The sequence below is a fragment of the Pedobacter humicola genome, from assembly GCF_056490705.1.
The window spans coordinates 659,451-672,676 of the sequence record NZ_JBWJIG010000001.1 but is presented as its reverse complement, the minus strand read 5'-3'; the positions used below and the strand labels follow the sequence as shown (position 1 = coordinate 672,676).

Here is a 13,226-nt window from a genome sequence, read left to right as displayed (position 1 = left end):
AGCCTGGTTTGAAAAATATTTCAACTAGGCTTCACAGGGGGGAAGTGGTGTGGAGTTGAAAGCTTATGGCATTATATTACAGCCCAGGTGGTTACGCCACCGGAAACGTTATAATTTTTAAAAAAGACTACTCACTGTAGTTCCTCTTATCAGCAGCATAAATATGGTACCAGATGTACAGAATCCATATTAATATTACGGTGCTATAAACCAGTTCAGGATCAAATGCATCCTGTGTAACCAATAGCGCAATGGAGGAGATCAGGGCAGTCAGGAAGAAATAAAGAATATTTTTCATAACGTACTGATTTAATGAATGTTGGATTTAGTAAATATAATAAAATATCTCCTTCTAACCAATTGTTTTAGAAAATAATTGACCAGAATATGATGAAAACGGATAATTAATTTATTTGTAAGGTGTTTTTTGTTCATTTATATGTGTTTTACTGAGTTATATGAATAATAACAGGGGTTTTATATTCTATTTAGATGCAGATTATATGTTCGGTAAACAATCGTATTAATTCAAGGCATCTTTGTTCTGGAAGACGTATGTTAAGTGACTTTACTTTAAAATGGGCCCAAATTATTGTAGTTAAACAGTTAAGAAACCAATAAATAGTTATAATCGGTTAAGAAGCGCATAAAACAGCACAAAATTGTGGCATAGGAGAATTTATATTTTTTTGTAAGTTTACCCGACAACTAACCAGAAAATAATAACACACACAAATGATTAAATTTTCTTTAAGCTTAATTTCTTTTACACTCGTTTTTTTTGGACTAAAAGGCCTTTTTAGCGAACCGAAAGTACCACACGTATCTCCTCCCGAATTAACCATTACCAATTTTGCAGGGCCCGATGTTACGCCTAGTCCGGCGTGTTTGGCCGTTGCCCCAACAGGAGAGGTTTATGTTGGGGTTGATATGATCGGCTCTTTAGGTAAAGATCCTGGTAAAGGCCATATCCTTAAATTAATTGATAAGGATAATGATGGTAAAATGGATCAACATGTAGATTTTGCTGAAGTGGATAATCCCAGGGGCATTATTGTACAGGGAAATCAAGTATTTGTTCTACACACCACCTTTTCGAAAGAAACGAAACAGGCTACAGGCATGAACTTAGTCGTTTTTGAAGACAAAGACGGCGATGGAAGAGCCGATGGCCCAGAAAAACCATTGATCGAGCACATCAGTAACGCCAAATATATCCGTGAGCGTGGTACCGACCATGCCACTAATGGGATCAGAATGGGGATTGATGGATGGATTTACATTTCTGTTGGAGACTTCGGTTTCCATGATGCAGTAGACCGCTCAGGCAAAAAACTAACGATGCTTGGCGGAGGTATTTTGCGTGTACGTCCTGATGGAACTGAGATGGAAGTATTTACACACGGTACACGTAATGTGTATGATGTGGCCATCGATCCGTATATGAATGTTTTTACCCGCGAAAATACCAATGATGGTGGCGGTTGGAACGTTCGTTTCTCGCACCACATACAATCCGGTGAATATGGTTATCCGGTATTATTTCAGAATTTTACAGATGAAATTATCCCTGCACTGGCCGATTTAGGTGGGGGATCGGGTACAGGCGCATTATTTATGGATGAGCCGAACTGGCCTGAACAATTTAACCATGTGCCAATGATGGCCGATTGGGGAAGAAGCATGCTTTACATCCATCGCGTTAGCCCTGATGGACCAACTTTCACCCAAAAAGACGAAGAGTTTATCAAACTGCCTCAGATTACCGATTTGGACGTTGATGGCTCAGGAAGATTGTATCTTTCTGCATGGGATGGCGCCGGATATTCAGGAAGTCCGGATAAAGGATATATTGTTCGTGCAGTACCAAACAACTGGACTTACAGGGCTTTTCCAGATGTTAAAAAAGCTTCGATTAAAAAATTAACGGAACTGATTAAATCAAATAGTGCTGTAGCCCGTCTCACTGCTTCGCAGGAATTGGTTTTGCGCAACAATAAACAGGCTATTGCAGCGGCTTTAAAAATTACTTCCGACCAAAGTTTAGCCCTTGATGTGCGTGTGGCCGGGATGTATACTTACGCACAACTGACCAAAGAAAATGGTATCGCTACATTGGTCGACTTTACGAAAGATAAAACCTTGAGAGAATTTGCACTAAAAGCACTTGCCGATCGTAAAACTTACATTGATAAAGTTCCTGTTGAGCCATTTTTGACAGGTCTTAAAGATTCATCACTACGTGTGCAGGCTGCTTCGATCATCGGTTTAAACCGATTGGGCAGGGCTGAAGTGGCCAATGTACTTTTGCAAACTAAAGTGCCGGCTTCTTTCACCGCACCTGCAAAAGGTACAGAAGGCCCACATGCAACACCAAATGCGGCCATTATTTTGCCGCATCTTGCTGTACGTGCTTTGGTAGACCTTAACGCTGTAGACGCTTTGCTTGCCGCTGTTAAAACTGAAAATGCTACCCTTGCACTTTGGGCATTACGTTATATCCACAGCGAAAAAGCGGTTAATGGCTTAATAGAAAGTTATAACCAATCGAAAGACGCAAAATTAAAGGAACAGATCCTGGTTACTTTAGGCCGTTTATATAAGAAAGAAATCGCTTATGATGCTTCCTGGTGGTGGGGTACACGTCCTGATTCTCATGGTCCGTATTTTAAAGCAGTTTCGTGGGAAGGATCTCCTGTCATCGAGAAATTTTTAAAAGAAGAAGCTGTAAAAGCAGGTGCACAGGGAAAACAGTTTTATGTTGACCTCAATGCACGCCAACGGATGGATATCCCTGAATTTGCAGAAGAAGAAAGAGTGGCTGCAACAGAGGAGCCTAAAATTGACTTAGAGAAAATTAAAAACCAAAAAGGCCAGGTGGGTAAATCATCCATCGAAGATGTGCTGTTGGCGATTAATAAATTACAAGGCAACCCGTTAAAAGGCAGAAATATCTTTAATAACCAGGGTTGTATTACCTGCCACAGCTTAAGCAGGGGTGAAAAAATGAAAGGCCCGTTTATGGGGCAGATTGGTTCGATCATGAACCGTGAGCAGATTGCCGAATCGATATTGAAACCGAGTGCCTCTATTTCACAGGGTTTTGCTTCGGTATTGATTACCGCCAAAGGCGACCGTACCTATATGGGTTTTATTACAGAAGAAACAGCTGCAAAGGTGGTATTACGCAATATTGCCGGAGAGGTTTTTACGATTAAAGCAGGTGATATCCTGACAAGAAAAGAAATGGAAAACTCAATGATGCCAGAGGGATTAGCGAATTCATTGTCGTATGAAGAATTGGCCTCATTGGTTACTTTCTTATCCGAACAGAAAAAATAAATAACATGGTATTTCCGGTTGGCTAATCAAACCGGAAATACCAATTTTTTATTTGTACCAATTCCTGCGGATGATAATCAACTTCCCGTTATCCAGCTGAAATACATAGCTAAAAACACTTACTGATTTGAAGATCGCAATGCGATACACTAAACCAGATCTTTCTTCAAAGGTGATTCTTTCACCGATATAGATACTATCCAAATCCTTTGTGCTTGTTTCTCCCGTAATCAACATGTAGAGGTAACATTGTGTTTTGCATCAGGGTTTTAGAAAACAATTAATTCTTATTCCTAATAGGAGTGGAAAGCGTTGGTAATATGCTACACTACCCGTTCATATTGCGTATTAGTACGCAATATGAGTTTAATAGCTGGAATTGTTGCCGCTTTTGGACTTTAAAAAGGTATCTTGTACATAACGCTTAAAACCACCATGATGGAGAGGATCTTGATTGAGGAAACCGATAAGGAGATTTTAGAAGTCCTTAAAATTGCATTGGAAGAGGATGGCTTTATTGCACTGGGCACCCTGGGCTTCGATCCCGGTTTTATGAAAATGATCGATGATTTCAGACCACACGTAATTATTTTAGATTACAGGCTTGATGATGCGGAATCGGCACGCGTTTGCCAGGAGATCAAGAATAAATATCCATGTCTTCCCGTATTGGCACTGAGCTGTAATTCAAACATTCATTTGGCTTACGACCTTCATGGATTCGACGATTATATCAGAAAACCATTTGATTTACATATTCTCTATAAAATACTCCGTAAACACATTGCTGTTTCTGTGCAGCATATTGGTGGATAATTCAAAAACCATTCTGTTCTTATTGTTGTCAGCGGGCAATTTTTATCATAAAAACTGTGGGATTTGTTTTGGTTTAAAAAAACAAAACTTACATTTAGCGATTAAATCTATATACCTGGTAGATGAGCAGATCGAACAGGTATGACCACCAGTTATGGAAGACCATTTTTTTGAACAGATTTTTAAAAACCCCCAACAACAACCAAATATTCCACCGAATGAAGTGATATCCCTTTGGGCTGAAAGATTAATTCAGGTGCTTTTTCCTGAAAATGCAGCTAAGGTATTTTCGGATGTTCAGGAAATAAAGGAGTATGTCTCCGTTTTGGAGCTGGAGCTTTATGATATTATATCAGGAAGTTGCAAGCTAAAAAACAGTGAATGTAAAGATGCAGCAGGTCAGTTTTTTGCGGCCTTGCCAGAACTTTACCGGGTTTTAAATACCGATATCGTGGCCATTTACGAGGGTGATCCGGCAGCACAGAGCAGGTTCGAGGTTATCCGGACTTATCCGGGTTTTTATGCCATCTGTTTTTATCGGATTGCCCACATGCTTTACAACTTCGGGATTCCACTGGTTCCGAGGATCCTTACCGAGTATGCGCACTCTAAAACAGGTATTGATATCCACCCGGCAGCCAGTATTGGCGAATATTTTCATATCGACCATGGTACCGGGATCGTAATCGGCGAAACGAGTACAATCGGCCGTTACGTAAAGTTATATCAAGGCGTAACATTGGGCGCTTTGAGTGTTAAAAAGACACACGCCGGCAGTAAACGCCATCCCACGGTAGAAGATCGGGTAGTGATTTACTCAGGTGCAACCATATTGGGCGGTGAAACCATTATCGGGCACGACAGCATTATCGGAGGGAATGTATGGCTTACCGAGAGTATCCCCGCTTTTTCAACAGCTTACCATTCGCCAATCATTACCATAAGAAACCATAAAGAAACCATTTAATATATTATAATATGGCAGGAATAATCGATCTGATCGGAAATACGCCAATGGCCGAGCTACAAAAGCTGAATTCCAATCCAGGGGTAAGGATATTTGCAAAATTAGAAGGCAATAACCCGGGAGGAAGCGTTAAAGACAGGGCATCACTCAATATGATCAGAACTGCGATAGAGCGCGGCGAAATCACTCCCGGTACGAAACTGATTGAAGCCACTAGCGGTAACACTGGTATTGCACTGGCGATGATTGCAAGTTTATACAGCCTTGATATTGAACTGGTGATGCCAGCCAATTCTACACGCGAACGCAAGGTAACTATGGAAGCCTTTGGTGCCAAGGTAACCTTATTGGAAAGCATTGAAGACTGCAGGGATTACGCAGAAGAAAAGGGCGCTACCACGGGACATTTCCTCCTGAACCAATTTGCCAATCCGGATAATTACCTGGCACATTATAAAACCACAGGACCGGAAATATGGAAAGATACCGATGGAGAAATTACGCATTTTGTAAGCTCAATGGGTACAACAGGAACCATTATGGGCTGTTCAAGGTTTTTTAAAGAAAAAAACAATGATATTCAGATTGTTGGCTGTCAGCCAACAGAGGGTTCGTCAATACCAGGAATAAGGCGTTGGCCGGTAGCGTATTTGCCTAAAATATTCGAGCCGGAACGTGTAGATCGCGTAATGGATATTGCACAGGAAGAAGCAACAAGCATGTCGCGGAGGATGGCTAAGGAAGAAGGATTATTTGCGGGGATGAGCTCTGGCGGTGCCTGTGCTGCCGCTTTAAAACTGGCGGGTGAACTAGATAGTGGAACTATTGTGTTTATTGCCTGCGATCGGGGAGACCGCTACCTAAGCAGCGATCTTTTTGGTTAGTGATCAACCCTAGTTTTTTTCTTGCACGAAAAGAATGGGGAGAATGATGTATTCTGATTTCAAAAGCGACATATATGGCATATTCATTGTGATTTGACATTCGCTTAAAATTTGTATTTTAGAAGCGACTCTGAAATTTCTATGCATCAACTCATCATACAATACGCTTTTTTGCTTGCTGTTATCCTTTTTGTGGTGATGCTGGCACAAAAAATCCGTGTAGCTTATCCCATATTGTTGGTTATTGCAGGCTTAGCCTTAAGTTTTTTACCTATTCTTCAGGATATTGAGATTGAGCCTGAACTTATATTCGTAATTTTTTTACCGCCATTGCTTTACGAAGCCGCCTGGAATACCTCATGGAAGGATTTTTGGAAATGGCGCAGGGTAATCAGCAGTTTTGCTTTTCCCATCGTTATTTTTACCTCAACCGTTGTGGCTTTTGTTTCCAGAAGTTTAATCCCTGGTTTTACCCTGGCACTGGGCTTTTTGTTGGGCGGAATCATTTCTCCACCCGATGCAGTATCGGCTACAGCCATACTTAAAAATGTGAAGGTGCCTAAAAGACTTACCACTATTCTGGAGGGCGAAAGTTTATTAAATGATGCGTCCAGTTTGGTGGTATTTAGGTTCGCATTGGCTGCGGTAATGACGGGAAGTTTTGTATTCGGTAAAGCTGCAGGGAATTTTGTTGTGGTTATTGTCATGGGCATTTTGATCGGTATTGCGGTTGCTTTGGTTTTTTATGCCTTACACCGATGGCTGCCTACCACCACTAATATTGATATTATCCTAACTTTTTTAACGCCCTATGTGATGTACATGACGGCAGAAGAGTTTCATTTTTCTGGCGTATTGGCCGTGGTGAGCGGCGGTTTGTTTCTCTCTGCCCGCCGGGATCAGATTCTTACGCATCGAAGCCGTTTGCAGGGGATTAATGTATGGGAGGCCGTGGCTTTTGTGCTCAATGGTTTTGTTTTCCTGTTAATTGGCCTGGAGTTTCCGGTGATCATCAATGGTTTGGGGCAAGATGGCCTTTTGCCTGCCATCCGTTATAGTGCCATTATTTGTTTAGTGTTAATTTTAGGGCGCCTGGCCAGTACTTATGGTGCCTTGTATTTTACGCGTTTTATTAGCCGGTACATTACAACAGCCGATCCGAATCCGGGCTGGAAAGCACCATTGCTCTTTGGCTGGGCAGGTATGCGGGGAGTGGTTTCACTTGCGGCAGCCCTTTCTATTCCTGTAGCTTTAAAATCGGGCGAAGCCTTCCCTCAGCGCAACCTCATCTTGTTTATTACCTTCAGTGTGATATTGGTAACGCTGGTTTTACAGGGCTTAACCTTACCTGCACTCATTAAATGGGTAGATATGCCCGACCCTGATTATACGGTTTCCTTTGAACAGCAGAAGCAGATGGTGCGGAAAAAACTTTCCATGTTATCGCTTAAAATCCTCGACGAAAAATACCGTGATGCCTTAGCACATAACGATATGATCAGGTCGATCAAAATCCGTGTGGAGGCCGAAATGGAGTTGCTGAGGGATTGGGAGAAGGAAGACAATCCTTTAAGGGCCGAAGGTTTTTACCACGATTACCGCATCGCGCTCGAAGATATCATGGCAGAACAGCGGACCTTACTTAAAGGCTTGAATAAAAAGGAACAGATTAACGATGAGCTGATTAGGGAACAATTGGAGTTGCTCGATCTGGAAGAGGAAAAGCTACGCCGGCATTTTAGTCAGCGGGATGAATAATAGGAAAGCGGTGGGTGTTTAAAACTTTGCGGCAGGAAATTATTTTGATGGTTGAATATATTGATATATTTGCTAATTAATTTAGTAACATGTCGGTAAAGGTTAACATCACTTCCAAAGGAATTCAGAAGGTCCTGAAAAACTACAATGAAAAACAGGCCATTGCAGAGTATATCTGGAATGGTTTCGATGCGAATGCCGATACCATCAGGATTGATTATGTCGCCAATGCACTTGGGCTTTTAGAAAATCTGGATATTGCAGATAATGGTTACGGCATTAATTTCGACCGTTTGCAACAGAAATTCGATCCCTTTTTTGAGTCAGAAAAATCGCTTCAGATTATGGCCCCAAAACATACTTCTAAAATGCACGGACGTAACGGGGTGGGGCGGCTTACCTTTTTTACTTTTGCGCACAATGCCGTTTGGCGCACCACTTACCAGGCAGAGCAGGGTTTTCAGTATGGCGAAATACACATCAGTACCGGTGGTTTAAACAGTTATACCCACGATTTTACGGCAACACCGGGTGCAGATGGCATAACAGGCACAACGGTTTCTTTTGCAAACCTTCGTATCGGCCAGCAAGAGATGGAAGATACCGTGCTTCCATTTTTAATCAACGAATTTTGCTGGTTTATAGAACTAAATAAACACAAAAACTATTCAATCATTGTAAACGGTGAAGCCTTGGACTTTAGCAGCAATGTTAAAACGATAGAAGAATTTACACTTTTCTATCCTGATACAGCTGTTACGTTCAAAATTAAATACGTCCACTGGAAAGAAAACCTGCATAAGGAACTATCCAAATACTATTTTTTGGCAGGTGGGGAAGAGATTTATAAGGATTATACCACACTTAATAAAAAGAGCGACGATTATTTCCATAGCGTTTATATTGACAGTGATTTCTTTCGCGATTTCGATTTTAAAAGTTTCGAAAACGAAGGCCAGGTGGCCATATTTGGTGCGGCTAAATCTTCTGGCGAGTATCGTTTTTTGATCAAAGGACTTACCGAATACCTTAAAGGCAAACGCAAGCCTTTTTTAAAGGAATATGCTAGCCGTTTGATTGAAGGTTATGAACAGGACGGAATCTTTCCTGGCTATGCTAACGAAACAGAGCAGCAACAGCGTAAAACTCCCCTGATTAATTTAATCAAAGCATTGTACGAGCTGGAACCTAAATTATTCAGCAGCTTAAATACCGATCAGAAAAAAACTTTGGTGCGGTTAATTGATCTGTTATTGCGCTCAGGACAGCAGGCACAGTTAGTTGAAATGTTCAGTGGAATGATCGAACTGGAGGTAGAAGAACAGGAAGAACTATCGGCATTAGTGCTTAATGAAAGCATTAATCAATAATCGGTAACTTGTTGTTTGTGAGCAACTAAAAATCCGGTAAGTCTTTTGGTTGAATATTGAATCAGATAATTAAACGCTGTTTTTTTCAATTTTCAAAAACCATCTCGGGTTAGCATTTTAAAAAAAATGTTCATATTGGTTGGTAGCGGGAACTTAAGGGTTGAGACGGAGTTGGTTCGGAGCCTATGATCAGTGATTAACGCATTACATATATGGTAATGAGCCGAAATCTTAAATTTTTACTGTTGACTACTAAGGGGGGGTATTTAAGGCGTTTAAATCAAATTGTTGATGAATTTTAATAAACCTTTGCGAATTCGATATTATATAATCATTTTTATAGCTAAACAACAGTTTCTATTCCAATGATGAAGGTAATTTATGTTAAAATATGATCAGATTGCTGATATGACTGAGGATGAGACGTATTTTTCATCGGGTTATCCGGTACATATGTATGGATTAAGTGAACAATCCGTTACCATTGAATTTGGAGCCGTAATCAATGAAGAATTGTTGAGTTTAATTACCGCATTTAATCAATTTTTATTACAAAATCCTTTTTCCGGATTAATTACCACCATACCTGCTTACTGTACCTTAACTGTATATTTTGACCCGCTTATGGTGCTGGCATCTGATCTTCCCGGCATCTATAGTTTTGATAAAGTATCTGCTTACCTCAAAAAGCTAGGAGAAACCAGAAGAATGCAATCTGACACATTATCTAACCGTTTTGTGATACCGGTATGTTACGGTGGTGGTATGGGGGCCGATATGTTTGCTGTGGCAGAGGCGAATAACCTTAGCGAAACTGAAGTGGTTGAAAGGCATAGTTCGGTTTTATATACGGTTTATATGATCGGTTTCGTTCCTGGTTTCGCTTATATGGGTGGGATGGACCCCAGTCTGGCAACACCCCGGAAGGAAATTCCCGATGCGAAAATACCCGCAGGATCGGTAGGTATAGCGGGCATGCAAACTGGTATTTACCCAATGGAAACACCCGGTGGCTGGCAGATTATAGGGAGAACACCATTGAAAATGTTTGATGTAAACCGTAAACAGCCGTCATTATTAAAAGGAGGAGATATTGTTTCCTTCAAAGCCATTGGGATTGAAGAATTTAATGCGTATTCAGGACGATGAGCATGAAGATCAGCATTATCAAACCTGGTTTGTTAACTACCGTTCAGGATATGGGCAGGTATCGCTATCTGTCGCAGGCGGTACCCATTTCGGGTGCGATGGATCAGCTGGCCCATCGGTTAGCCAATAAAGCTGTTGGTAATGAAGATCATATGGCTACCATTGAGTTTACCTATGATAATGCCTCATTTAAAGCTGAAACAGATGTTTTGCTTGCTTATTCTGGCGATGGCGCATTTTTGCTATATCACGATCAGTTGATGCCTGCAGAAAAGCCCTTGTTTTTTCCCGCAGGTGCCATTATAAAATTGATCAGTAATCCCATTGGGGTACGGATTTATCTCTCCGTTGCGGGAGGTTGGGAAGTACCTGATATAATGGAAAGTAAAAGCACTTATATAATAGCTGGTTTTGGCGGTTTTGAAGGAAGGGCCTTACAGAAAGGAGATGTTTTAACCAGTAGTGACGATATTAATGAGGTTTCGAAGGGGATATTGGACCAATTGCAAAGACGCGCATTAACCTACCCAAACTGGCGCATTTCACGCGAGAGTTTACTCCCTCAAAAAAGAGACACCGTTAGGGTGGTGCTGGCAAATGAGATCAATTGGTTTGATGCCACGTCCATCATTTCATTTTTAACCCATACCTATACCATTGATAGAAGAAGCAACCGGATGGGCTATCATTTAAACGGCAAAGCCTTGCTTAGGAAAGTTAAAAAAGAATTGCTCAGCACTGGGGTAACGCCTGGCATTATCCAGGTAACCGGAAGCGGGGAACTCGTGATATTGATGGCCGATTGCCAGACAACCGGCGGTTATCCGCGCATAGCGCATGTAGCAGCTGTCGACCTGCCTTTATGCGCTCAGTTAAAACCTGGCAGTGAGATCCGCTTTTCGGAAATTTCGAGAGATGAGGCAGAAGAACTTTATCTTGAACGTGAACATGATTTATCATTGATTACTACGGCGATAAGCCTCAAATATATGAATATATGAAGATCATCGATCTGAATTGCGACATGGGGGAAGCATTTGGAAACTATGCCATGCCCAACGATGAAAAACTGATGGATTATATTTCGTCGGCAAACATTGCCTGTGGTTTCCATGCCGGAGATGCAGCGGTAATGCAGCAAACGGTAGCTTTGGCGCTAAAAAAAGGAGTGGCCATTGGTGCACATCCGGGATTGGCCGATTTGCAGGGCTTTGGCAGAAGGGAAATGAAAATTACACCAAGCGAGGCCTACCAGCTTACGCTGTACCAAATTGGTTCCTTAAGCGGCTTTGTGAAAGCGGCTGGTAGCAAGTTACACCATGTTAAAGCACATGGCGCGCTGTATAATATGGCGGCGAAAGATGCAGATTTAGCTAAAGCCATAGTTCAGGCGGTTTACGATTTTGATCCGGGTTTGATTTTATATGCGCTTGCAGGAAGCAAGATGATCAGTGAGGCAGCAGATAAAGGGATTATAACGGCATCGGAAGTATTTGCCGACCGAACGTATCAGGATGATGGTTTGCTAACCCCACGCACTGCAGAAAATGCATTGATTAACAGTGAAGAAGAAGCCATTAAACAGGTAATAGATTTTGCACTAAAACAGGAAGTAAAGAGTGTAAATGGAAATCACATCTCCCTTAGGGCTGAAACCCTTTGTTTGCACGGTGATGGTGAACACGCCGTGGCTTTTGCCAGATTAATCTCCGAAAGGTTAACCAAGGAAGGGATTTCTATTAAAGCACCCACAATATGAAGCCAAAATACAACTGGAGTGTACTCTTAGGTGCCGCTTTTTTAATGGCTTCATCAGCTATTGGTCCCGGTTTTTTAACACAGACTGCCGTTTTCACCCAGCAATTGGGGGCCAGTTTTGCCTTTGTGATCTTATTGTCCATTATATTGGATGCCATTGCGCAGCTTAATATCTGGCGGATTATCGCCGTTGCCGATAAACCTGCACAGGATATTGCCAATAAAGTATTTCCTGGTTTAGGTTACTTCATTTCTTTTCTGGTTTTCTTAGGTGGCCTGGCTTTTAATATCGGTAACATCGCAGGTGCAGGCCTGGGTTTAAACGTGTTATTTGGTATTAGTGTTGGTCAGGGCGCGGTAATCAGCGCCATTATGGCCATCGGGATCTTCATTTACAAGGAGGCTGGTAAAGCCATGGATGTTTTTGCCAAAACCATGGGGCTGATCAAAATCGTATTGGCTTTGATTATCGCTTATACCAGTTCTCCACCACTGGCAGAAGCTGCCTTAAGGGCGGTTAACCCAACACAATTTAGTTTTACAGCCGTTTTAACCATTGTTGGTGGTACGGTGGGTGGTTATATTACCTTTTCGGGTGCCCATCGTTTATTGGATGCCCGGCAAACCGGAATCCAGAATTTAGGCGCGGTAAACAAGGGGGCATTAAGTGCGATCGGGCTCGCCTCGATTATGCGTTTGTTGTTGTTTATTGCGGCTTTAGGTGTGGTGAGTAAAGGCTTAACTTTAGATCCTGCTAACCCGGCGGCTTCAGTTTTTAAACTGGCGAGCGGTGAAATAGGATATAAAATTTTTGGTGTGGTGATCTGGGCTGCGGGTATTTCTTCAGTAGTAGGTTCGGCCTATACCTCCATTTCTTTTATCAAAAGTTTTCACCCCACCATATTAAAATACAATAGAGAAATCATTATTGCTTTTATATCCATCTCCTGCGTTATTTTTATCCTGATAGGTAAACCCGTCAAAATATTGCTTACCGTAGGTGCCATTAACGGTTTTATTTTGCCCATTGCATTGGGGATTATGCTTGTTGCTGCTTATAAAACCAAAATTATTGCGAATTATAAACAGCCGCTTTGGCTAACACTCACTGGTTTGGCTGTGGTACTCACCATGGTTTGGATGAGTTACGGTACCATTTTACAAATGATTAAGGGAGAATAA

Annotated in this window: 11 protein-coding genes; 10 read left to right on the top strand and 1 reads right to left on the bottom strand. The window is 41.7% G+C overall.

Translation table 11 applies throughout. The features are described 5' to 3' along the window. Nucleotides 1-127 precede the first annotated feature (127 nt). Complete coding sequence (locus AC04Q1_RS02815; RefSeq protein WP_478361611.1) at nt 128-298, bottom strand: hypothetical protein; 171 nt, start codon at nt 296-298, stop codon at nt 128-130. Between the two features lie 437 nt (nt 299-735). Here AC04Q1_RS02815 and AC04Q1_RS02810 point away from each other — a divergent pair, with 437 nt between their 5' ends. From AC04Q1_RS02810 to AC04Q1_RS02765, 10 genes are all read left to right on the top strand, one after another. After that, the gene (locus AC04Q1_RS02810; RefSeq protein WP_478361610.1) at nt 736-3,342 is read left to right on the top strand and encodes a DUF7133 domain-containing protein; all 2,607 of its coding nucleotides are present in this window, start codon (nt 736-738) and stop codon (nt 3,340-3,342) included. Nucleotides 3,343-3,777: 435 nt separating this feature from the next. After that, nucleotides 3,778-4,158, top strand: a complete 381-nt coding sequence (locus AC04Q1_RS02805) for a response regulator (protein WP_478361608.1) — start codon at nt 3,778-3,780, stop codon at nt 4,156-4,158. Nucleotides 4,159-4,312: 154 nt separating this feature from the next. After that, a complete protein-coding gene (gene epsC / locus AC04Q1_RS02800; protein ID WP_478361606.1) occupies nt 4,313-5,125 on the top strand; it encodes a serine O-acetyltransferase EpsC in 813 nt (270 codons plus the stop codon). Nucleotides 5,126-5,136: 11 nt separating this feature from the next. Beyond that, on the top strand, nt 5,137-6,009 hold the full coding sequence (gene cysM, locus AC04Q1_RS02795; RefSeq protein WP_478361604.1) for a cysteine synthase CysM: 873 nt from the start codon (nt 5,137-5,139) through the stop codon (nt 6,007-6,009). Nucleotides 6,010-6,150: 141 nt separating this feature from the next. Beyond that, nucleotides 6,151-7,767, top strand: coding sequence for a Na+/H+ antiporter (locus tag AC04Q1_RS02790; RefSeq protein WP_478361602.1), 1,617 nt, complete (start codon nt 6,151-6,153; stop codon nt 7,765-7,767). An 89-nt stretch (nt 7,768-7,856) separates the two neighbouring features. After that, on the top strand, nt 7,857-9,137 hold the full coding sequence (locus AC04Q1_RS02785) for an ATP-binding protein (protein WP_478361600.1): 1,281 nt from the start codon (nt 7,857-7,859) through the stop codon (nt 9,135-9,137). Nucleotides 9,138-9,518: 381 nt separating this feature from the next. Then, complete coding sequence (gene pxpB, locus AC04Q1_RS02780; RefSeq protein ID WP_478361598.1) at nt 9,519-10,286, top strand: 5-oxoprolinase subunit PxpB; 768 nt, start codon at nt 9,519-9,521, stop codon at nt 10,284-10,286. Next, on the top strand, nt 10,283-11,287 hold the full coding sequence (locus AC04Q1_RS02775) for a 5-oxoprolinase subunit C family protein (protein ID WP_478361596.1): 1,005 nt from the start codon (nt 10,283-10,285) through the stop codon (nt 11,285-11,287). The genes pxpB and AC04Q1_RS02775 overlap by 4 nt, the downstream gene beginning before the upstream one ends. Then, entirely contained in the window at nt 11,284-12,045 is a 762-nt protein-coding gene (locus tag AC04Q1_RS02770) for a 5-oxoprolinase subunit PxpA (RefSeq protein WP_478361594.1), read from the top strand. Before AC04Q1_RS02775 ends, AC04Q1_RS02770 begins: the two co-directional genes overlap by 4 nt. Further along, complete coding sequence (locus AC04Q1_RS02765; RefSeq protein WP_478361592.1) at nt 12,042-13,226, top strand: NRAMP family divalent metal transporter; 1,185 nt, start codon at nt 12,042-12,044, stop codon at nt 13,224-13,226. The genes AC04Q1_RS02770 and AC04Q1_RS02765 overlap by 4 nt, the downstream gene beginning before the upstream one ends.